Raw genomic sequence first — 22,940 nt, 5'->3', positions numbered from 1 at the left:
CGGCGGGCGCCGGCGACGGCGACGACATGGCGTCGCGCTGGGTCGCGAAGCTGGTCGAGCTGTCCACCCCGATCTCGAAGCTGTCGGTGCCGAAGGAGGGCTGGGAGAATTCGCCGCTGCGCATCCGGCTCATGAATGCCGGCTGGCGTAACCAGAGCGCGGCCGCGCTGTATTTCACCGCGAAGACGGCGCTCGCGCTCGGGCTGCCGTGCGCGGCGCTGCTGGTGCTGATCACGACGTCGCTCGGCGACGAGCGCGCGATCCTGTCGCTGATCCTCGTCGCGTTCGCCGGGATCGGTTACTACATCCCGAACATCGTGCTGTCGCAGCGGGTCAAGGTGCGCCAGCAGAAGATCTTCGAGGATTTCCCGGATGCGCTCGACCTGCTGACGGTGTGCGTCGAGGCGGGGCTCGGGCTCGATGCGGCGCTGATGAAGGTGAGCGAGGAACTGCGGTTCAGCAGCGAGGTGGTCGCGAGCGAACTCGACCTGCTGCTGCTCGAGATGCGCTCCGGCTTCACGAAGGAGACGGCGCTGCGCAATCTCGCCCTGCGTACCGGCGTGGAGGACATCGAGTCGTTCTGCGCGATGCTGATCCAGGCCGACCGGTTCGGCACGAGCATCAGCGAATCGCTGCGCGTGCTGTCCGACATGCTGCGCACGCGGCGGCGGATGCGCGCGGAGGAGCGGGCCGCGAAGATTGCGCTGAAGCTGCTGTTCCCGCTGATCTTCTGCATCTTCCCCGCGCTGATGCTGGTGCTGCTCGGGCCGGCCATGATCCACGTCTATCGCGTGCTGCTGCCGACGTTCGTGGGCATCGCACCGTGAGCAACGGACCGGCGTTGCGCCGGGTTCGTCGATAAAGGCTTTGCGTGCCGGACGGCTTCCCCCGCCGGTCGGCACGGTAGCAGGCTTCATGGAGGCTCCCTCCCCAGGCGGCGCCGCGAGACAGGTTGACCATAGCGGCGTCAATGCATCCTGGGCCCATGGTCGGCCATGGAATTAGCCGTAGTCCACCGCCTTAGCGGGTGGCCCCCTACTGCTTTCGAGAAACCTGCGATGAGGAATCGGAGCGGGCGCGCGCGAAACGGATCGATAAAGCCCGAGGTCGCGCGCCGCGCACCCCAGTGAGCGGGCTTTGTTCACGTCAGCGGCCCGATTTCCCGCCGAACGAGAGCAGCCGGGACCCGTCGCCTGTGTCATGTCGACACGCGACAGGCATGCCGGCGTTCGCACTGGCATTGCGATAATCGGTCGCAGTCCTGTTGAAGTGCCGGCGAAACAGGTGCGCCAGGTAGTCGCCGCTTCCGAGCCCGCAGCGGCGCGCGATGGAGTCGATCGGCAGCGCGGTGCGTTCGAGCATCATGCACGCATGTGAAAGTCGGACGTGCGTCAGATAGGCGATGGGCGTCGCGCCCATTACCCGCGTGAAATTGCGCAGCAAGGTGCGCTCGCTCATGGCGACGAGATCGGCAGCCTGTCGCACCGTCACGGGATTGGCGAAGTTGCGTTCCATCCACTCGGCAACGTGCCGAATTTTCGTCGACATAGGCCATTCGTTCAGCGGCGCTCGAATCATCGCGGTTTCATCCGGTCGCCCTGAGTTCGCGACGCTATCGCGCGACGAATGAAACGACATCGTGTTGTCACGCCGAAGCGATTCGCTATTCATGTCATCGTCTCTGCAATTGCAGATCGGGCATGTCAAGGGGCGGATATCCGAATTAAATGGCAGCAAGCATGGTGTCCTGTCATGGGCGAGCGGGTATTGTCGACGCTGCTTCGGACAGATGGTGTCCTGACGCAGGGCAAGACGCTCGTCATCTGCCGATTCGTCTCGGTGCAGATCTTGATGATTCGGATTCCGTATCTGTACGATTCGTATCGACGAGGCCTCGATTGCGACTGCGCTGTGCGCCGTCCCGCTATCGATTCTCATCGTCAGATTCAGCCATCGCATCGAGCTGGGTAGCGATCAGTGCGAGCAGATCCCGCCGCACGAAGACGCGTCCGTCGGGCAGGCGCGTGACCGACGCATGCAGAGAGCGTCCGAGCGTGTCGAGCGCCGAGCGGATGTCGAGCGTGCCGGCGATTGCCCAGTGGCCCGAGCGGTGCAGAGGAAGCTCGCGTGCATCACCGGCGAACAGGGCGATTTCGGTGCGAGCGTGATCGAGCGACCTGCTCAATGCACCGTTTGCGCCGATACAGTTCCAGCAGAATCCATCGGGCCGACGCGCAGCGGGTTTGACAACATGGACGACGACGTCGGCGCCGGCGGCAGCACGATCGCGTGCGATCCGCCAATCCAGTCGAATATGTCTCGATCGTGGTCCGGCGAGCCATGCTTGTGCGGCGTGTTCGTCGATTCCCCACAACCGCAACGCAATGCGAAGTGCCGCTCCGTCGCCGTGTACGGCGCGCGCATTCGATACGTTGTCGAGGTTCGGGTTACCGATGGGTTGGGTCATGGGTTGTATGCGCAAGTGAAGGGATGACCATGGTGTGCCTCCATCGGGTCAAAATGTGTCCCGTTCCGTGCGGAAATGCAGATCACGCATTACCGAACGGGATCTCGCGAATCCCTGGGGGGCGCTGCTGTTGCCGTTGTCGTTGTCGCCCGGTGCCGGGCCGGCTCGCTTGCGTTGGGCGCGTGCAATGGCGCGTGAACCATCACGACATGGGCCCTTGGCCGGGCCTCGGGACGCCATTTGTCCCAAGGCGCCGTTAATGTTGCGATCCGTATGAGCGACGAAGCGGGACACACCACGCGCAATCGAGCGGAGTTGACCGCAAGGCGTTCGTCGATCGGATCGGAAGGTTCTCGCCGAACAAAAGGTCGGGGAGATTTCGTGGCGCCCGAATTTCCGTTGAAAGCGGCGCCGGTCCAGTGCCGTCGCTTCGGTTCAGGCTCTGTCGCAATGTCAGGCCGCAGGACCGAATCGATGTGCGTACAACGTCATTCGAGGATTGAACATGACCAGTTTCCCGTCACCGCTCGAGAGTCTTGCAGCGTTTGCCATCGCGTTCGCCGCCGGTGTGTTGTCAACGGCCGCGCTCGTCAAATACATCGACAAGGTGGGTGCCGATGCAAGGCGGCAGGCCGTTGAAGGCAGCTGAGCGCGCCTTCGGGCGCCAGCACGCCAGATTGCCGGAGAGTGGTTCAGGTCACGCGGGCATGCCGAGGGCTTTGCCTGAATCTCCGATTTTCCCGCGGATATCGGATCGCAGGAGAGGGCATTCAAGAAATCGGGTCAGGTGTCGTTAACCATTGAAGTTCCACTTTCAACGCCCGGATTGATCGCCATGCCAGACCTCGATCGCGACATCATGCGCTTGTTGCCGGATGCCGGCACCCAGGCGGATTACGTGAGCACGCCGGACCTGTATTCGCGTATGCAGGAGACCGTGCCTGATATTCCGTCGATCAAGACCGTGCTGCGTCGTCTCTCCGAACTGGAGGCACGCGGCCTGGTCGAGACCGATCGGCGCGGTACGGCGTCGGTATGGCGGCGCAAGGCCGGTGCGAGCGGAATGGCTGCGAAAGCCGGTTCGATCATGAGCTTCGACGAGGCGCTTGCGCTGCAGACGCTGCGGCGCTTTTCATCGCGGCAAATTCCGGGACTCGTTGCCGATTCGATTTCCGCGCTGTTTCAGATCGCCGAAACGCGGCTGCAACGGCCGGTCAGCGAATCCGAGCGCAAGTATGCCCGCTGGACCACCAAGGTTGCGGTCGAGAGCGGTGGCTTCTCGCTGCACTATCCGGCAATCGATCGCAAGACTTTTGCGGCGGTGTCGCGCGCGCTGTTCGAAGAACGCAAATTGCGGATCGTTTACCGGCCGCGCCACAACGCGGACAACGAAAAGTCGAAGGTCGTGCTGCCGCTCGGCCTCGTCGAAGTGGGCGGCCTCGTCTACATGGTCGGCGGTACCGAAGGCCGGCCGGAGCCGACGCTGTACCGTATGGACCGGCTCTGGCACGCGGAGGCGATGCTCGAACCGTTCGACTATCCCGCGTCGTTTTCGCTCGAGGTCTACGTCAAGCAGCAGCGCCGCTTCGACTTCATGGTCGACAAGGAAGTGGCGCTTTCGCTCAAGTTCGTCAACCAGGCCGGTGACCACCTGCTGGAGGCGCCGCTGTCGCTCGACCAGACGACGCATCGCGCAGGCGATGCGCTGTTCGTGCAGGGCACCGCGATGCTGAGCCAGCGGCTGCGCTGGTGGCTCCGGTCGTTCGGACCGAACGTCGAGGTGCTGGGTCCGGCGAGCCTGCGCGCCGAACTGGCAGCCGAGGCACGTGCGCTCGCGCAGATCTACGGCGAATAGCGGGCGACTCATGGCACTGATCTTTCCGAGTGGCTGGGACGCGCTTGCCGTCAGTGGCGCGGCACGGCGCGAAATCGAGACGCTCGAGACGTTGCGCGACAGCTTGCCGGACAGCTACACCATCTACCACGGCGTGCACTGGACCCAGCTCGACAAGGGTTTTGCCATTTTCGGCGAGGCCGATTTCGTGATCGTGGGGCCATCGGGCCGTGTGCTGGTGATCGAGCAAAAATCCGGCGCGCTCGAAGAAACCCCCGACGGACTGGCCAAAGTTTACGGGGCGACCCGAAAGAGCGTGTCATCGCAATTGGCGAGGACGATCGCCGGCATGCACGGCCGTTTCAAAGCGGCGTTCGGGGCGATGCGGTATCGGCTCGAGGAGTTGCTGTACTGCCCGGACTACCGTGTGGCGCAGCCGGAAATCGCCGGCGTCAACCCGGAGCGGATCGTCGACTCGGAACGCCGCGCCGCATTGCCGTCGATCATCCAGACCATCCTTCCCGCCGACGAACCGCGCTTTCCCGGCGCCGACCGGATTCACGCATTCCTGGCCGACGAGTTGTCACTGATCCCGGACGTGGGCGCGACGATTGGCGAGGCGGCTCGCATCGTCACGCGAATTTCGGGTGGCCTCGCGACGTGGGCGCGCGCGATCGAATGCCGGCCGTTCCGCCTGCGGGTGATCGGCACGGCCGGCTCCGGCAAGACGCAGCTCGCGCTACGCGTGCTCGAAGACGCGTCGAAGGCCGGACGGCGCGCGCTCTATCTGTGCTTCAACCGGCCGCTGGCCGATCATCTGCGGCGGATCGCGCCGGCCGATGCCACGGTGCTCACCTATCACATGCTCTGTCAGCAGGCCGCGGCCCGACAGGGCGAAACGCTCGACTTTTCCGACGGTGCCGTGTTCGAGCGGCTCGAACGCGTGTTCGGGGAGTCGCCACCGAGCGACGCCGAGCGTTTCGACACGATCATCGTCGACGAGGGGCAGGACTTTCTGCAGGAATGGGTGGCGCCGATCGAGCGCCTGCTCCGTGGCGACGGGCGGTTGTGGTGGCTCGAGGATCCGATGCAGAACCTCTATCTGCGAGACGGCGTCGAGCTGCCGGGCTGGGTCGAGGTGAGGGCAGTGTCGAACTATCGCAGTCCGCGGGACATCGTGCGCTTCGTCGGCGCGTTCGCAGGCGCACCGATGGGATTCGAGGCGGCCAGCCCGTTCGACGGCTCGGATGTCGGCCTCATGACTTACGCCGACACGAGTGCCGCGCAGACGACGCGGCAGGCGATCGATGCCGCGCTCGCGGCCGGTTTCGCGCTGTCGGACATCGCGCTGCTGAGTTTTCACGGACGAGACAAGTCGCTGTTCACCGTGCTGGACCGGCTCGGCAGGCACACATTGCGCAGCTTCACCGGCACATACGATGCGCACGGCGAGCCGGTTTACCGGGACGGCGAGTTGCGGTTCGATTCGGTGTTCAGGTTCAAGGGGCAAAGTGCGCCGTGCGTGATCCTGACCGAAGTCGATTTCGAGAAATTCGACGAGATCGCGCTGCGCCGGCTGTTCGTCGGCGCCACGCGCGCGACCGTCAAGCTGATCGTCGTGATGTCCGATCGTGCCGCACGGATGTTGATGGAGCGGATCGGGTAGCGGGCTAAACCGGGAGCGGGACGACCCATGACGTGTGCGTCCCCTGCCATGGAATCAATCATCGTTGGGGTGTCGTTCATGCAGATGTCGTGGGGGCTATTGGGCCCTGAATCGCTGATGGTTGAACGCCGGACGCGGACGCTGAATCTCGGCGCGTCAGTGCGGGCATTCAACGAACTGGCGGTGCCGGGGCTGGGCGGGCTGTGGTTCGCCAAGCAGTTGTTCATGGCCACACTCGGGGTGCGCGCGGCGGAACAAGCGCGTGCGAGCCGGCTGAAGGTGACCAATATCGAAGCGGGAAACGCGATCGAGGCGATTGCGTGCTGGTCCGGATTCCGCCGCAACGGACATGCGCAGGATGCGCGCCTGCGCGGATTTCGCAAGCTCAACGGCCAGCAGAACCTGACTTTCGCGCGGGTACGCAAGCCGGGATTCTATGTCAGCCAGCCGATGCGCATGTCGACCGTTCAGGCACTGCCGTCGCTCGACCTCGTCGAGACCGGCGCGAGCCGGTTCAATGCGTTCCGCTGCACGTCGACCGGGGCTGCGCTGATCGACGCGCAGGCCAGCCGTTACGAGCCTTGCTACTACTCACAGGGCGTGCTGGATTATCTGGTGCATTGGATGAGCCGCGGCGAGCGTCTGACGGACAAGGACGAGCTGGCCGATGCGTTGTCCCCGCTGGTGCCCATGACGCCGGATGCGCTGCAACTGGTCGGGCAGCAGTTGCGCGTCGGCGGTGGCGACACGGATGCCCGGCAGGCAAGGCGCCGGGCCGCGCTCGCGTGGGTGAACACGGTGCGCGAGGGGGGCGACGAGGATCGCACGCTCGGTTGGGACCGGCGGCCCGGCGCGATCGATGTTGCGCACTGGAACGACTTGCGCGCGGGTTCCCGGCTGTTTCGTGCCCGGGACGAAGCGCTGGCCGTGCTCGACGCGCTGGAAAGCGCGATTGCGGCCAACGGAAGCCGGCCTTGCTTCGTGCTTGGCACCCCCATTCCCGATGCCGTTGCGGAGCGGCTCGAGATGCTTGCCCTCGCCGCGCAAGCGTTTCTCGACGAAGGACATGACGATATCGGCGCGAATCAGTTTTGCCGCGAATGTATCGATCCCGATCATACGAAACGCCTGGAGACACTGGTGATGCGAGATGAGCGGGTCTTGCGCTTCAAGCATGGGCAGGTCGTTCCGGGGCCGGCCTTTCGGGCCGGCGCGACCGCTGCGGCGGAGCCGGCCGAATCCGACGAAGCGGCGCCGACGGTGCGCGCGGGGATCGTCTGGCCCGCGGGCATCTCGTATCGCATCCAGAACCTGTTCCTGCTGAATGCCGATCTGCACGGCCAGCTCGAACACTGGCTTGAACCCCGCAACCCGGAGGCAGGCGCATGAGCGGGAACGCACAGGCCGTCAAGCGGCCGTCGCTGGCACAACTTTTCGATGCGCCGGATGCCTATCTCGGTCACTTCGGGTGGCTGTGCGGCTATTCGGCCGATGCGGCGTTTCTCAACGACGCGCTGGAGCGCTTTGCAGGCCAGACCCATGCGCGGCGAGCGGCCGGCGGACGCGTTGCGCTCGCCATGATGCTCGATCCGGGCAATCCGCTGATCACGGTGGTCGACGTGCCGGGCCTGATTCATCTGCCCGTGCGAAGCGGCCTGGTGCGTCCGTTCCATCTGCTGCACGCGAAAGTGGCGTTGCTTGGCTTTCGTCATCAGGAGGATGCCTCGCGTTGGCGCGTGCGCCTGATCGTCTCGACCGGCAACTGGACGCGCCAGACGCTCGAGGACAGCCTGGATCTCGTGTGGAGCATCGACGTCGCCAGCGACACGCTGGCCGCCGGCGACGTCGACACGAAGACGGCGTGTGCCGACGTGCGTGCGGCGTGGAAAATGATCGAGCGGCTCATGCCGCATTTCGACGGGCGCATCTTCTCGGCCATTGGCGGTGCGTTGCCGGGGGAATCGGCGCACGCGGACGGACAATTGCGCCAGTGGATTGCACAGTGCGAGCAGGCCGCCGGTCGCGCACGCCCTCGCTTCATCGACAACTGGGACAAGCCGTTGCTGACGCAACTGCCCGCACTGGCGGAGCGTGCGACGGGTGGGGCGGCGTGCAACCGGCTCGCGATGGGCTCCGGCTTCTTCGAGTCGGTGCCGGACAAAGGCGGTGGCGCGCCGCCTTCGCTGCTGAAGATCATCGCCGAGCTGCAGCGAGCCGGTCGAATCACCGCGAACTGTCAGATCGACGTGTTCGTCAATCCCGATGCGTGCCAGGCAGTCGCAAGCTCGGTCACCGCACTGGCGGAGCATGGCGTGACGGTGCGAAGTGCACACGCGCCGGAAGCCGTGTTCGGCAAGGCGGCGAACGAGCGGCGATTGCTGCACGCCAAGTTTCTGTTTGCCGCGAACGAGCGCGGCAACTCCAATGCATGCACGAGCGCGTGGCTCTATCTGGGTTCGGGCAACCTGACGAAGCCGGGTTTCCTGTCGTCCGCCAATACGCGCGGCGGCAACCTGGAAGCCGGGGTCGTGTTTGCTGCAGATCAATTGCAATGGGAGGCGCGGCGCGGCGTGCCACCGGAGCAGGTCGTCGGCAACGTGCTGCCGGTGCATCGCGGCGCATCCATCGAGACCGATCAGGCGCTCACGCCGGGTGCCGACATGCCCGAGCGTCCCGACGAATGCGTGGCGGCGCCGGTTGCATGGTTGACCTGGTGCGACGCCGATGCGTCCGAGCCGGCCAGATTGCGGCCGTCCGAACCGATGGACGGGTTGTCGAAAATGGACGTGCTCGATCCCGCCGGGGCACCGTGCGTCAGGCGTGCCGATGCGTTCGTGTGGCCGGGCGATCGTCCGCGGCAAGTCGAGGTTCGCTGGGTCGATGCGGCCGGCTCGGGCAGTGCCACCGTACCCGTGCTCGACGAGTTCGGGCGGGTTGCCGCGACGCCCCTCACGTCGCTGGACGTCGACGAAATCTGGTGGCAGCTCGCCAGCTTTCCGATGGCACCGGACGACGATGTGCCGGATCGCTTCGGCGAAGGCTTCGATCCGGCACTCACCGTTGCACCCGGGGTCGCGACCGCCGACGGGCGCACTTATCCCGTCCGCCAGATGATGGAACTCGTCGAGAACATCGCGCAGCGGCAAACGGCGATCGACGTGGCGGACTGGCCCGCGTGGTGCAGCAGGCTGGAGCAGACGCTCGCTCGTGCCGCGGACAGCGCCGGGGTAACGGCCTTTGCCGAACTCAAGCTGAATCCCTTGTCACCGTTGCGGGCAGCACCCTTCCGGCCGGTGTTCGCTGAAACCGGCGACAGCGTTGCCGGTGAGCGATATGAAGCGGCACTGACGACCATTGAACAGGCTTGGGCGGTCGATACGCTGCCGCCCTTGGGGAGCACGAGATGAAGCACGTATTCCAGGGGTGGGAGGCGGTCGGTGCGCGGCTGATGGGCCTCGCCGACGCCGCACAGACCACTGCCGACGAGCCGGCGCGGGCCGCTGGCTGGCGACTGAACGACGGGCAGCGCGCGAGCCTGCGCGCGATTGCCCGCCGGTTGCCTGAGAATGGGTTGATCATCGCGGACGAGGTCGGCATGGGCAAGACACGGATCGCGGTAGCCGTCGCGCGGGCCGTGATCGATTGCGGCGGGCGTGTCGCGATCCTCGTGCCGCCCGGTCTCGGATATCAGTGGCGTTCGGAATTGCGAGACGGGAAGGTGCAGTCGCCGCTGCTGTTGCGCAGCTTCTGGCAATACCTGTGCGCATGGCAAAACGACGATCCTGCGCTGCGCAAGCCCTGGTTCGACGAACGCGCGGTACTGATCTCGCATGCATTTGCCAACTGGTCGCTCGGCGGAAACCGTCACGCATGGCGCTGGCGGCTGCTGCCAGCGCTCTGCGCACGCTGGCGTGAACCCCGGCGCGGTAGTCAGCCGTCACGGCGCGGCGATCGCGAACTGGAATACCTGCGCCGTGCGGTGGCCGGCATCGTCGAGGCGGCGTCGATGGACGCGGACGGGCCGATGGCGCAGCGTCTGACCACGCTGGTCGGCGACATGATGCCGGCAGACGGGCGCCGTATGGGCCTGAACGACGCGGCAGCGTACCGCAGCGGCGGTACGCTGCGCCCGGCCCTCGAGCGCGCGGTCGGAACGGGCCTTGGCGCGTTCGATCTGGTCATCATCGACGAGGCCCACAAGAGCCGCGGCGACGACAGCGGCTTGTCGAGACTGCTCGACAACGTGGTGCTCGCGTCGCCGTCCGCACGGCGCATTGCGCTGACGGCGACGCCGGTGGAACTCGACTCGGGGCAATGGAAGCAGACGCTGGCACGCATCGGCGCCGATACCGAAGCGGTGGGCAACGTGATCGAGCGCTATTCGCAGGCGGTCCGGCGGGTTCGTCAATGCATCGGCAACGACGACGCACGAGATGCCTACAAGGCGGAAGCATCAGCGTTTCGCGATGCGCTTGCACGCTGGGTGCTGAGGCGCGACAAGCGCAATGACCGCTACGTACAGGCGTTCGCACGAATGGCGGGCGAACCGGGGCACGCTTATCGGCGCGAACGCGAGATCGTGGTCGATACCGCCCAGCTCGACGACGGGTGGAAACAGGCGGTATGTGCGGCCGAGTCCCTGTCGTTCGTCGGCCGGCAAGCGGACGCCGACTGGTCGAGCATGGCGTCACGTTTGCGGCTGACGATGGGGAACGGCCACGGTATCGCGACGCTGATGGATCGTGCGACGCACGATGCCGAGGCCGATCGCAGGCAGGAGGAGCACGATCAGACTGCGTCGGCCGAACCGGTGAGGACGGATCAGCCGTCCGACGCCGACGACAAGGCCCGACAGCGCGCGCAATTCTGGATCGACGTCGCGACGCGCCCCTTTGGCGACGGGCAAGGCCCGCTTTACGACCATCCAGCGATCCTGGCTGCCGTCGCCGCGATCGAGGTCGTCACGCGGCGCGGCGAGAAGGTGCTCGTGTTCGGCCGGTTCACGCGCCCGTTGCGGGCGCTGGTTGATCTCCTCAATGCGCGCGAGATGCTGACCTGTCTCGACGCGGGCAAGCCGTGGCCACAGAGCAAGTTGCATGATCGCGAGTGGCCTGCGGTGCAGGCGGCACATCGTCAATTGAAGCGCGCCGGCGCGCTTGAACGCAGCGATCTCGAGCACGCGCTCGGGCAGAACTACAGGACGCTCGAGAGCGAGCGTGAGAAATATCGCGGCGACTTGCTGAATCTGATCGAGCAGGGCTGGGCCGGCGACACGTCGAATCCCTGGGCGAGGAACCTGTTCGATGCATTCGGGCGGGCCGCCGACACGCGGCGTGCCGGCAGTGCCGACGCGAATCCGCGTGCCCTCGTCGCACGCGCGATGCACGCGCTTCGAGGCAACGATCTGGAGCGGCGCGATCCGTCGGCTTATGCGGCGGCCTTCGTCGAGTTGGTCGAAGCGACCAGCGATCGCGACGTCGAGCAGGTCGACATGGATGCCGCTGGCGATACGGATTTCGATGACGTCGATTTCGATGCGGCATGGAAGACGATCGAAGACCGTCTGAGCGAAGAGTTCAACCGTCCCGAGGGCGGCTTCGCCCGCCTGATGCACGGCGACACGAAGCCGGAGACGCGCCGGATGCAGCAACTTGCGTTCAATCGGGCGCATGTCTATCCGCGCGTGCTCGTCGCGCAGTCGATGGTCGGGCGCGAAGGGCTCAACCTGCACCGTGCATGCCGAACCGTGGTGCTGTTGCATCCGGAATGGAATCCCGCGGTCGTCGAGCAGCAGATCGGGCGCGTCGACCGCCTCGGCAGTCTTTGGGAGTCGCTGATCGAAGCCGGGAAACACGTCGAGCAACCGCACGACGTTCCGCGAATCGAGTTTTGCCCGGTCGTATTCAAGGGGACCTACGACGAAGTGAACTGGCGCGTGCTGCACGAGCGCTGGGAAGATCTGCGCGCGCAGCTGCACGGTGTCGTCGTCTCGTCGAATCTGGCAGATCGTCACCCGGAGCTGGCCGCGTGGATCGACGAGATCAACGGCGCTGCGCCGGATTTCACGCCGCCGCCGGAATCCACTGTCGAACCGTCCAGCGTCACGCAGCGCACGGCGCAGAACGATGACCAGTTCGGGCCGCGCGACACTGGACAGGAGCGTCGCGGCTGACGGCGCCCGCCAGAGGCACACGGCGGCCCGGTGCGGGCATCCGTGTGCGATTGCCTGCGCCGGGCGGCGCGACCCGGTCACGCACCACGCATCCACCACGCCGCGGGCTCCGGACATGAATTGTCCCGAGCCCGCTTTATCTTTCGTTGCCTGCAGGTTCCGGCGGCGGTTCGTGCCCTAAAGATCGGGACCCAAATGCCGTTAGATCCGTTGCGGCCGTCTACTCCCGGCGCGCAGGCCGGGCCGGGGGCGAACAATGCCGGCAAGCTCACTTCATCAAGTCACTGGATTTTCATGCAAAGCGCGCGGGCGGGACACGCTGAACTCGGCAAGCTGATCGATCAGATCCGGACCATCATCTCGAGCGACGACTCGGTCGGCAACTACTTCGACGACGAACATCGATGGTTGAACGACCGCGAGCGAATCTGGCGGAACGACGTGTTCCGTATCGGCCTGTTGGGCGTCACCAGTTCCGGAAAGTCGACGCTCGTCAATGCGCTGCTCGGTGCGGAGCTGCTGCCGCGTGCGGTACGCCCGAGCTCGAACAGCCTGGTCGTTTGCGAATGGGGCGAACGGCTCGAATGCACGATCCATTTCGACGCGCCGGGCGTGAAGCCGAAGCTGTTGACCGGCAGCACCATCACCAGACGGCTCAAATTCTACGCGGACGAAGAGACCAATCCGGGCAACCGCGAAGGCGTCGCGGAGATCCGGCTGCGCTCGCCGGATTTCCGGTTCCGGCGCGGCGTTGCGTTGATCGACACGCCGGGACTCGATGCGGCCGGTCACGACGACCATGAACGGCTGACGCTGGAGGTGCTGCTGCCGACGGTGGACGTCGTCGTATTCCTGACCACCTGCAAGGCCAACTCCGACGAGAAGATGCGCGACTACGTGTGCATGGCGGACGAACTCGGCAAGCCGATCGTCGTCGTGCAGAACATGATCGACAGCGTGGTCGCGAAGCTGGGGCCGAAAGGCGACGAACAGAAGAGTCGCACCGAGGTGCTCGCCGAGCATCGCCGGCGCGTCGCCGGCGTGATGGGCAAGGCGGGCCTGCCGTCCGTGTCGATCTCCCAGGTCTCGGCCAGGATGGCGCTCGAGCAATGGGACGATCGTTCCGGGATGCCCGAATGCGTCGGACTGATTCAGCGGCAGCTCGATGCGCTGGCGCCCGCGATTGCCGACGGACGTCGCCGGCAACTGGATGACTGGCTGAACAAGTTGATCGAGCGCGAGCTGAAGCCGGGCGATCAGGCCGCCGTGCTCCGGCGTCAGCGCAAGGAGGCCGAGCGGCTGTCCATGCTCGGCACGGAGCTTGCCGCGCGTTATGCGTGGTTGCGCGAGGAGGCCGGGCGCGAATCGACCGATCGCGCCGCCGAAGCCGATGCGCTACGGAGCGAAGCCGCGACGCTGACCGCGACCGGCATCGACGCCGCCTATGCGTTGAAGGCGAGTGTAGAGAAATGGCAGAAGCAGTCGGTGAAGGCGCTCAGCGGGTTGAACAAGCGCCTGAATGTGCAAATCGCGGACGATTGCACCACGCTGAATCTGCGCACCGAGGATATCGACCTTGCCGCGAAGCTGGCACGGCCCGCGAGCACGCTCCAGTTCGAGACAGCCGAGCGCTCGCGAACGGTGAAGACCGAACAATCGAGCAAGTGGGGCTGGTTGAAGCGCAAGGTCGATGTCTTCGATCAGAACTGGGGCTACGACGAGCGAACCGAGAACTGGACGGAAATACGCAATATCGATGCGTTCCGAAAGGCCGTCGTGCAGGCGGTCGACAAGGAGCTCGATTTCGTCGACGGGTTCGTCGAAGCGGCCGTCAAGCGCATCAAGCAGATCGGCAAGCAATTCAAGGACGAAATCGCGGCGCAGGAGCGAGGCGTGCTCGCGAAGATGTCGGCGGCCAGCGCGATCGTGCAACGCAAGGCCATCGCGCAGCAACTCGAGGCGTTGCTGGTCGAGCCGCGCCAAGCGCCCCGTGCTCCGCGCGTGGACGCCGACGTCGCGCCGATGACCGCGCCCGTCGTCGAGCCCGAATGGCACGACATCGACGTACCGGCGGCTGCGGCGTCGATGGCGCGTCTCGCGAAACTGATCTCGCGGCGGCGCTTCCCCGATGTGCGGGATCAGGTGCTGACCGGCGCGACGTCCAGGCGTTCGCGCGACGCCCGGCGCGTGCTGATGCTCGGCTACGACGCGGACAGCCTCGGCGACTTCGTGAACCGGTTCTGGTTCGACGCGCTGACAGTCGATGCGGGCAGGGTGGAGGGCTTCGCGTCGCAGTACTTCGACGGGGGGCGTTTTGACCAGATCGCCGTGGCCGTGCCGGACGCCGATGCGCTCGACAAGGTGGACGATTTCCTGACGTCGCCGTGCGTGATCTTCCTGATGCTGGACATTCAGCAGATCGGCGCGACGAAGAGCGCGCTGGATCGCTCCGGCATTCGCTACGGGTCGCTCAAGCATCCGATCATCGCCGTCGTGCAATCGATCCGTGAGCTGGAGCAATCCGATTCGATCGCTGAAGCATTGCGCGAGCTGAAGACGCTGTGCGACGAGCGAGGCTATCGGCTCGCGGGGGCACTGGTCAACGACGAGAAGGACGTCTACTCGATGCTTGCGAACCGCCTGCTTGTGCCGGACACGCCGTTCGCAACCGTTGCGGAGGAACAGCAGTTCATTGGCGGGCTTCCCGAATACAACCGAAAAGATGCCGCCGCGATCATCCGCTCGTGGAAAGCGGTCGCGGCCTGATATCCGTTCCAAGGAAAACCATGAACAACCACACGCGTATCACCGTCGACGACGAGACTCGGCGGGTACTCGACGAACTCAGCGGGCACCTCGCACAGACGCCCCCGTGGGCCGGCCGGCTCACGGACGATCTGCAGACTGAAATCCGCGATGCGACACGCGGTGCGCTGGCTGCGCCGATCAAGTCGATCGGGCAGATCGACGCCCAGCTCGTCGCGCTCCAGGCCCGGATCGCATCGGTCACCGACACGCTCGCCGGATTGACCGGCTCGTCGCAGACGCTCGACGGCCGTGTCGGCGCGCTGACGGCGGTGCTCGAGCAGCAGGTGCGTGCGGTCGACGCCCTCGCCGCGCGCAGCGACGAGGCGAACCAGGCGGCGGCCGCGCAGACGCGGACCATCGTCGAACTGCAGCAGCAGGTGCAGACGTCGAACGACCAGGTGGGCGCGTTGCGTGCAATCGCCGACGTGCATGAACGTCAGCTTGCCACCCTGATCGATCACGCGCAGAAGCTGGGTGCGGCCACCGAAGCGTTGCTCGGGACGCATGCGCTGTTGCTCGACGTGCAAACGGCCCAGGCCACCCAGCGCGAGGTGCTGCAAACCGTACTGCGCCGCGTCGATCACCTGTCTAAGCCTTGGTGGAAGCGTCTGTTCGGCGCCGCGGGGGACGCACGATGACGAATCGCACCATGATGCTCGAATTGCTGGCCGCGCCGCAATGGCAGGCGCTCGGCGAACGCTACGATCCGCAGGATCCGAACCAGGCTGCACCGGGCCTCGTCGAGCGCTTGCGCGCGTACCGTGGCCAGCTGTCGGCCGAGCGCTTCGTGCTGCCGATCGCCGGTATCCAGGGGAGCGGCAAGAGCACGTTGCTGAATGCACTGGCATTCGACGAGCCCGTGTTGCCGATCGATGCGGACGAAACCACCTGCGTGCCGGTCGAAATTGCCTGGGCGGCCGAACAGAGCCCGCACGCGCAGGTTCACTTCGCCGATGGGCGCGTCGAGACGTTGCCGTGCACCGAGGATGCGCTGCGCTCGGTCGTGCACAACGAGCACAATCCCGGTAACGCCAAACAGGTGGCGCGCGTCGTGCTCACGTCGAACCGCGAGCTGTTCCGGCATGGGCTGGTGCTGGTCGACCTGCCGGGCGTCGGCAGCCTGACGCAGGCCAACCGGGAAACCACGCAGCGGTACCTCGCGGAAGCCGTCGGCGTGATCTTCATGCTGCGCACGGTTCCGCCGCTGACCCGTTCCGAAGCCGTGTTCGTCCGGTTGCAGTGGGCGTCGCTGCGCACGGCGATCTTCGTGCAGAACCGCTGGAACGACGAGTCTGACGACGAGGCGCAAGCCGGCCGCGAGCACAACGAGAAAGTGTTGCGGCAGATTGCCGAGCAGGCGGGCATTCCGGCTGACGCGCCGCCCGCGATTCATGTCGTGAACGGATTCGATGCGCTGCGCGGTGCGCTGAGCCGGAACGACGGACTCGTCGAGTCGTCGGGGCTGGCCGCACTGGGCGCCGAACTCGGTCGCTTCGGCGCCGAATGGGCGGTGCGCGTAGCCGACGTCGTCGCGGCGGCGCTCGGGGCGGATCTCGACCGGGTGGCCGCCGTCGTCGACGGTCGCCTGGCCGAAACGAAGCTCGATCGCAGCGCGCACGCGGCCCGCATGGCCGAGGACGCGTGGCTGTATATGGAGCGCCTGAAGGCGCTCGACGAGCGCGGTGCGCGCATGCGGGACGATGCGGACGCATTTCGTCGGGCCGTGCGCCAGCAGTTGCGGGCATGGGCGGACGAGAAGGGTGCGGAACTGCGCAATCGCATGCGCACCAAGATGCGGGCGGGCATTGTCGACGGGCCGCGCCTGTCGCGCGCGCTGAAGGACGAGCAGTCGGACGCGACCGACGACATCTTCAATCTGGTGCAGGAAGACGCGCTCGCGATGCAGGAGCGCTTGCGCATGGATCTCGACGGCCTCGACGCGTGGTCCGCCGACATGCCGGAGATCACTTTCACGGTCGACAAGGCGGAAAGCACGCGATTCGAGAATGTGGCTGGCCGTATCGCAGGCGCCGCAGGCGGCGTGTGGGCGGCCGTGGAAGCAGGCGCGCTGGTCGGCAGTCTGGGCGGCGGGCCGATCGGGGCGCTGATCGGCGGTGCCGTCGGCGGCCTGCTGGGTGCGGTGGCGGGCCAATGGCTCGGCGGCAAGGCCAAGGAAGGGGTGACCGAGCTTCGCGCGCGCGCCGTGGAGCCTGAAGTGTTTGCCGCCATCGACCGGTACGTGTCGGAGACGTCGGCCGCGCTCAACCGGATCGCTGACGAATTCGTCGACCATCTCGATGCGGTACTCGAACACTGGCGCGCGGCGAAGTCGGCCGCATACGAGCAGGAGCGGCAGGGCTCGCTGTCGATGATGAACCTGTCGGCCGACGAGAAAGCGCGCGCGGCTGACGGCCTGACCGCCGATCTCGACGCAGTCGATGCGTTGCGCGGCAAGCTGACGGAGGCACGCGCATGACGACTCGCTCCCACCACTGGATCGACGGGGCCGGCCAGCTCGTCGACCTGCTCGAACACAGTGGCGACGACACGCGGGCGAGCCTCGCGCGCCTGCTGCTGAACCGCCTGACGTTGCCGCAGGCGTATGTAACCGTCGTGGGCGAGACCAGCACCGGTAAATCGTCGCTGATCAACGCGCTCCTCGGGCAGGATCTGTTGCCCTCGAGCGCGCGTCCGACGACCGGCATGGTCACCCATGTCGCATGCCGCGACGAGGCCGCGTCGCGCTTTTTCGCGATCTATCGCGACGCGACGCAGGAAACGATCGACTACGAGCGGTTCCGTGCGCTGAGTGAGGCGCCCGAAGGCGACGTGTTGCGTCTGCAGGTCCGGACGAGACCCAAGGCAGCCGGCAACGTCGGCCTGCACGTGTTCGATACGCCGGGCTACAACGCGGTGCTGAGCGAGCACGAGGAAGTGCTGATGAACTTCCTGCCGAACAGCGACGTGATCGTCTTCGTCGTGGGCTACCGCTCCGGCTTCGGCCAGTCCGACCAGGATCTGCTCGAGGCAATCGCGGCTGCGACCGCGCACGACACCACGATCCCGCTGGTGCTGGCGATCAACCGCGTGCCGGCAGGCTGCGGCCCCGACGACAAGCGCGTGGCCGAGATCCGGCGGCTGGCGGAAGACGGACTCCGGCGACCGCTGACGCTGCAGCTCGTCGCGTCGGCGAACGGCGTGCCGGTCGCACAGGCACCGCTTGCGGCCGACGGGTTGTGGGACGGCGTGCGCCGGCACGCGTTCGATTCCGCCGTGCTCGAGACCGTGCAGGAACGGCTGCAGGAGAACGTGCTCGCCGTGCTCGACGATGCCGACACGGTGCTCGAGCGCGAGGAAGCCGCGCTGTCGGCCGATGCCGACGAAACCGAGGCGATCGTGCGCGCACTGGACATCACGCGTGCGGCGAGGGCCGAGTCGCTGATCGAAATCGAACGGACGATGGCGAACCTCGAAACCGCGCTGCCGCGTTTGCTGGATTCGCTCGTTGCCGCGTCGTTGCAGCAGGTTGAAGCCGAGGTCCTGGGTGCGGACAAATGGCTCGGCTATGCCGATTGCGCGGAATGGGTCGCAAGCCATTGCCTGCCGTTCGAGGTGCGCCGGATCGGTCGCCAGCTCGAGGCGCACATGGAGGTCGAGATGGTCGCGTTGAACCGGCGGCTCGAGGAAATCGCAAATACCGCGATCGGTGAGCTCGACAAGACCGTGTCGTTGCGGCCGGACGATCCGGTGCGGCGTTTCACGCTGAACGTATCGCGCACGATCGCGCAGCGCCTGGCCGGCAACGCCGTGAATACGATGCTGAAAGGGATCGGCGGTGTCGGTGGCGCGGCCGCGGGCGCGGGTAACCTCGCGAAGATGGCGGTCAAACGGATCGGCGAGCTGTTCGGCCAGCGGTTCGGGCGCGAAGTCTACGACCAGATCGGCCGCGTTTTCACGAAGCGCCTGATGGAGCGACTGGCCGTCGCGGTGACGGTGCTCGTCGAGATCGGCTCGTTCGTCTACGAGGCGCAGGTCTGGCAGCGCAAGCTGATCGAGCAGAGCCGCGAGGCGGTCGGCAATTGGCGGGCCGATATCGATCGGGTGCTGCGCGATCAACACCTGCCGTTGCTGCGCACGTCCAACGTGGCGATCGTCGACGAGCTGTACGGCGAATTCGAAAACGATCCGGTGGCGGCGCCCGAGCGCGCCGCGCGCCTGGCCGATGTGCAGGGCACGCGCCAGCAGCTGGCGGGTTTGCGTACCCGACTGACACAGACGGTCAATCCCTGAACACGAAAGGAACAGATGATGAGCGATGATTCGATGGATCTGCCGGCCCGCCGGCCGGCAACGGTGCCTGCCGAACGTTCCGGCACGCCGGCGACCGGCCGCGGAGGCTTCACCGAGCGGCAGGTCGACGCGCTGATCGCCGGCGGCACGCAGGCGGCAACCAACATGCTGACGATCGCGACCAATCTCTCCGAGATCGCGAAAATTCGCGCGAACTCGCAGGCACAGGTCGATCAGATCGAGGCACGCACGCGTCAGGTACGCGAAGCGTTCCGCGCGGAAGTCGAGCGCCTGTCGGTCATGCGCGACACGATCGTTACCCGCGGCGACACGGCGGTCAAGCTGATCCGCGAAGTGCTGGCCGGCATTCCGGAATCCGACCCGCAGTCGCGTCAGCAGGCGCTGGAGATGCTGACGAAGATGGTCGAGGTGGTCGTCGCGGATCCGGGTGCATCGTCGGTGCCGCGGCCGTGATCGCCGATTTGTCCTCGATCGCCGTCGATCTCGCCGAGCTGGTTCGCGCGCTGGAGCTGGAGCGCGCGACCCAGCTTGCGCAGGCGGCTCGGCGCGACGCACAGCAGTCGCATTTCGAGGATCGTCAGCAGACCGTCCATGCACTGACGCTGGCGATCGTTGACGCGAAGAAGCAGCGTGCGAAGCTGTTCGACGTGGTGGACACGCTGCCGCAGTCCGAGCAGGCGCATGCGCGTCACACGGTCGAAGGCATCTGCCGCCTGTTGTTCGATGAACAGATCGCGTCACTCGTGACGCGCAAGCGGCAGATCTCGCGGCCGTCTCGATAGGGTGTCACAGGCGGTGAAGGCGCGGATGTTGTGTCAATCAGAAAAAGGGAAATCAATGAATCGCCATGACTTCATTGCGCAACGTCCGGTAGCGGACTTCGTGACGTGGCTCGCCGAGCATCTGCCGACACTGTCCGTACACCTGCGGTTTGCCCGCAGCAAGTTCGTTCCGGGCGGCCTGGACAGGCGCGTGAACGGCATCGAAGCCGTTCTCGCCAATTACTGCTGGAGCAGTGCGTGGATCGATCCGGACACGCGGCGACGGATCGACTCGCACGATTGGCCGACGACGCGGGCCTCGCTTCGACAACTGAGCATCCTGTTGCGTGCGGCCGTCGCCAGTGGCGACGACGACCGTGCGGGTGCGATCGCACGCGAGATATTGCGATGGGGCGGTGTATTCGGCGCGATCCCGTTTATCGAGTCGAAGGTTCGGAACCGGACATTCTGCGCGTACCTGCAGTCGCTTGAGCCGCTGTTCGCGCTGGATGGCCCGCAGACGACGAACGATTTGCATGCGCGCAATATCGCGCGTTTCGACGCCGGGCTGACCAAGGTACATGCGCTGCTGGATACGACCGGGTCGCCGATCTACGACAGCCGGGTTGGCGCGGCATTGGCGATGCTCTACGAGCGGTTTCGGCATGAGGCCGGCCGCGCTGGCGTCCAGTATGAGCCACTCGGCTTTCCGTCGGGGCAGGCGCGCGGCGATCAGATCCGCGATCCGGGTGATTTGGGTTTCGCGGCCGCACCGCAGTTTTATACACGCCGGGTACCGGCGGAATGCTGGGCGCGCTGGCAGGTATGCGCGGGCTGGATCATTCGCGCAGTGCTTGAACGAACGACGTTGTTTGCGGGCGAGCCTCATGGCGACGACGCGAGCTCGATCGCGGCGCGCTGTCACGCGTTCGAAGCCGCACTTTTCATGATCGGGTATGACATCCGCAGCGTGACCGACGGCGACCGTGGCGGCGATGTCGGGCGACCCACGGACGAGCCGCCCCAGCCCACCAGGCGGGGAAACTGGGTGCCGACGGGTCACCCGTTCAAAGAGGTGCTGAGTGCTTATCGCGCATACCTCGAAGCCGGTCCGGGGATTCCCGATGCCAACGCGTTCAGACAATGGCTTGACCGGCCGGAACATGCGTCCCGGTACGAAAGTTTCAGGGATAATTTCGTGAGCTACTGCTATCCGTTCGGCGAGCGGGAACTCAATCTGTACGATCGCTTGCCGAACGACATCAGGGAGATCGCAGAGGGTGGCGAGACGGGCCTGTACATGGCGAACTACGGGGAGCGCGAATTCATCCCCGGTGACGAACGCGCACAGGTTCTCCTGGTCGACGCAGGGCTGACCGGCTATTGCTACTTGGCCGATACGACGCGCGAGGCACGCAAGCATCGCCTCATCGCGGGCGGATTGGCGGGCACGGAAAATTCGGCCGAAACGCTGATGTACGTCGGACGCAGCGTCGGCCGCCATTTCAGGTTGCTGGACGAGCAGGACCATCCAACGGCACTTTTCTTCCAGTTCTTCGGCGAGGGCTTCGACGAATTTCGCCAGCGCCTGCGAGTTGACCGCAACGGTCGCGATCCGGGAGCGAGCTAGGCGGCCGCACGGTATCGGAACACGGGATGCCCTGATCCGGGATCGCCGCCGGTTTTCCCGCAGTCATCCCGGACGCAATCACAGCGATGACAGGCGCGTCGCCGCGCTATAGCATGGTCGGCATTCGCGGCGCGGCACGCGCCATTCCCGGTCGAGACCCGACAGGAGCACCATGCCGACCTTGACGACTGAACCGCTGGAGCCAGACGAGCGCGCCCGCTTGCGCGGCATGAAAGGCGGCGGCCGGCTGATCGTCGTGGTGGCGCTCGTGTTTGCCGCGGTGCCCGTCGGCCTCGTCTTCCTCACCGAGCGGATGAAATTCCCGCTGCTGACGTCCCTGTGGGTTGCGGGGATCATCGTGACGACCAGCCTGGGCGTGTATCTGATCGGCAAGCGGTACGAGCACAAGGTCGCGCTCGACCTGAAAGCCAACCGGAAGTTCGTACTCGACACCACGGTTGCCAGGCTCGACGTGCAGTCCGTTGGCGGCGTGCAGAGCTATTACCTGCTCATTGCCGACCCCGCTCGCGAAATACCGCGTCGACGCTTCGACGTGGACAAGGACGCTTTTGACAACTTGCGCGAAGGTGAGCGTGTCCGTATCGCGTTCGTGCCGAATTCCGGCCGCGTGCTGGAGATCGCGTCGGCTACGTACCGGCACCTGATGTGAATCCGGGATCATGCGCGGCACACGAGGTCGACCGCGCGCATCGCCCGCAAGCCTGCGGAAAGGTCCGATCCGCACGACTGTTTCGCCGATCGCGTCAATCGCATCGATACCTTGAGTTTCATCATCCGCCGCGCTACATTGCCGCTCGCAGAATTCCGCACGGACTCCTGCGCACCCTGTAATTCGTACGTAAGGAACCCCGATGGGGCAACAGGCGGAAGGCAACGACGACATTCCCGGCAGCCCGGCCGGCCGCGACGCACTCGCGCCGGTCGCCGGAGCCGCCGCGTTGCTGGTCGCCACGCTCGGCACGCTGGGCGCCGTCGACCTCCTTCCCGCCGACCTGCGCTGGTGCGCGCCGCTTGCCAGCGCATGGTGCAACGTACTCGTCGTCGCGATCGGCGTGCTGCTCGCCGGCCGCGCACGCCGCCATCCTCCGGAAATATCTGCCGCCACGCTGATCGGCGACTGGTTGCGCAATGCGTTCAGCCGAAAGCACGAACCGGAGCACGACGACAACCCGTGGCCGGCGATCGCCGCCGCGATCGACTGGCGGCCGTGGGCGGTTGCCGCCGGCGGTGTGCTCGCCGTTGCGCTTGCCGCGCTCGCGTGGCAACCGCA

Annotated in this window: 17 protein-coding genes and 1 pseudogene; 16 read left to right on the top strand and 2 right to left on the bottom strand. The window is 65.9% G+C overall.

Annotation, left to right across the window (positions count from 1 at the left end; genetic code table 11):
• A partial coding sequence (locus tag G3O00_RS25375; RefSeq protein ID WP_206144659.1) for a type II secretion system F family protein occupies nt 1–827 on the top strand: 827 nt, incomplete at its 5' end.
• A gap of 319 nt (nt 828–1,146) precedes the next feature.
• On the opposite strand, the gene G3O00_RS25370 is transcribed toward G3O00_RS25375, so the two are convergent.
• Complete coding sequence (locus tag G3O00_RS25370; RefSeq protein ID WP_241025324.1) at nt 1,147–1,671, bottom strand: AraC family transcriptional regulator; 525 nt, start codon at nt 1,669–1,671, stop codon at nt 1,147–1,149.
• 253 nt (nt 1,672–1,924) lie between these two features.
• A complete protein-coding gene (locus G3O00_RS25365; protein ID WP_206144657.1) occupies nt 1,925–2,467 on the bottom strand; it encodes a hypothetical protein in 543 nt (180 codons plus the stop codon).
• 505 nt (nt 2,468–2,972) lie between these two features.
• Between G3O00_RS25365 and G3O00_RS25360 the strand changes: the two genes are divergently transcribed.
• The 15 genes and pseudogenes from G3O00_RS25360 to G3O00_RS25290 form a co-directional block, all read left to right on the top strand.
• Entirely contained in the window at nt 2,973–3,116 is a 144-nt protein-coding gene (locus G3O00_RS25360; protein WP_206144656.1) for a hypothetical protein, read from the top strand.
• A 186-nt stretch (nt 3,117–3,302) separates the two neighbouring features.
• Entirely contained in the window at nt 3,303–4,322 is a 1,020-nt protein-coding gene (locus G3O00_RS25355; protein ID WP_206144655.1) for a WYL domain-containing protein, read from the top strand.
• Nucleotides 4,323–4,332: 10 nt separating this feature from the next.
• Complete coding sequence (locus G3O00_RS25350) at nt 4,333–5,967, top strand: ATP-binding domain-containing protein (protein ID WP_206144654.1); 1,635 nt, start codon at nt 4,333–4,335, stop codon at nt 5,965–5,967.
• Between the two features lie 48 nt (nt 5,968–6,015).
• Nucleotides 6,016–7,356 carry a hypothetical protein gene (locus G3O00_RS25345; protein WP_206144653.1) on the top strand — a complete coding sequence of 447 codons (1,341 nt, stop codon included), beginning with the start codon at nt 6,016–6,018 and terminating at the stop codon, nt 7,354–7,356.
• Nucleotides 7,353–9,374, top strand: coding sequence for a hypothetical protein (locus G3O00_RS25340; protein WP_206144652.1), 2,022 nt, complete (start codon nt 7,353–7,355; stop codon nt 9,372–9,374). Before G3O00_RS25345 ends, G3O00_RS25340 begins: the two co-directional genes overlap by 4 nt.
• The gene (locus G3O00_RS25335; protein ID WP_206144651.1) at nt 9,371–12,139 is read left to right on the top strand and encodes a helicase-related protein; all 2,769 of its coding nucleotides are present in this window, start codon (nt 9,371–9,373) and stop codon (nt 12,137–12,139) included. Before G3O00_RS25340 ends, G3O00_RS25335 begins: the two co-directional genes overlap by 4 nt.
• A 120-nt stretch (nt 12,140–12,259) precedes the next feature.
• Complete coding sequence (locus G3O00_RS25330; protein ID WP_206144650.1) at nt 12,260–14,905, top strand: dynamin family protein; 2,646 nt, start codon at nt 12,260–12,262, stop codon at nt 14,903–14,905.
• 20 nt (nt 14,906–14,925) lie between these two features.
• Nucleotides 14,926–15,585 carry a hypothetical protein gene (locus tag G3O00_RS25325; RefSeq protein WP_206144649.1) on the top strand — a complete coding sequence of 220 codons (660 nt, stop codon included), beginning with the start codon at nt 14,926–14,928 and terminating at the stop codon, nt 15,583–15,585.
• Nucleotides 15,582–17,423: a dynamin family protein gene (locus tag G3O00_RS25320; RefSeq protein WP_206144648.1), complete on the top strand. Its 1,842-nt coding sequence runs from the start codon at nt 15,582–15,584 to the stop codon at nt 17,421–17,423. The genes G3O00_RS25325 and G3O00_RS25320 overlap by 4 nt, the downstream gene beginning before the upstream one ends.
• A complete protein-coding gene (locus tag G3O00_RS25315) occupies nt 17,420–19,237 on the top strand; it encodes a dynamin family protein (RefSeq protein WP_206144647.1) in 1,818 nt (605 codons plus the stop codon). The genes G3O00_RS25320 and G3O00_RS25315 overlap by 4 nt, the downstream gene beginning before the upstream one ends.
• Nucleotides 19,238–19,255: 18 nt before the next feature.
• Nucleotides 19,256–19,711 (top strand): hypothetical protein, encoded by a 456-nt coding sequence (locus G3O00_RS25310; protein ID WP_206144646.1) that lies wholly within the window; start codon nt 19,256–19,258, stop codon nt 19,709–19,711.
• Nucleotides 19,708–20,040, top strand: a complete 333-nt coding sequence (locus G3O00_RS25305) for a hypothetical protein (protein ID WP_206144645.1) — start codon at nt 19,708–19,710, stop codon at nt 20,038–20,040. The genes G3O00_RS25310 and G3O00_RS25305 overlap by 4 nt, the downstream gene beginning before the upstream one ends.
• Before the next feature lie 55 nt (nt 20,041–20,095).
• Nucleotides 20,096–21,649: a hypothetical protein gene (locus G3O00_RS25300; RefSeq protein WP_206144644.1), complete on the top strand. Its 1,554-nt coding sequence runs from the start codon at nt 20,096–20,098 to the stop codon at nt 21,647–21,649.
• Between the two features lie 172 nt (nt 21,650–21,821).
• The gene (locus G3O00_RS25295) at nt 21,822–22,319 is read left to right on the top strand and encodes a hypothetical protein (RefSeq protein WP_206144643.1); all 498 of its coding nucleotides are present in this window, start codon (nt 21,822–21,824) and stop codon (nt 22,317–22,319) included.
• Nucleotides 22,320–22,521: 202 nt separating this feature from the next.
• A pseudogene (locus tag G3O00_RS25290) lies at nt 22,522–22,940 on the top strand (protease modulator HflK); the annotation flags it as partial.

Origin of the sequence: Burkholderia sp. Ac-20384 (assembly GCF_017104605.1) — a bacterium.
In the GTDB taxonomy this organism is placed as follows: Bacteria; Pseudomonadota; Gammaproteobacteria; order Burkholderiales; family Burkholderiaceae; genus Burkholderia; species Burkholderia lata.
This window is presented reverse-complemented; position numbering and strand designations above follow the sequence as displayed.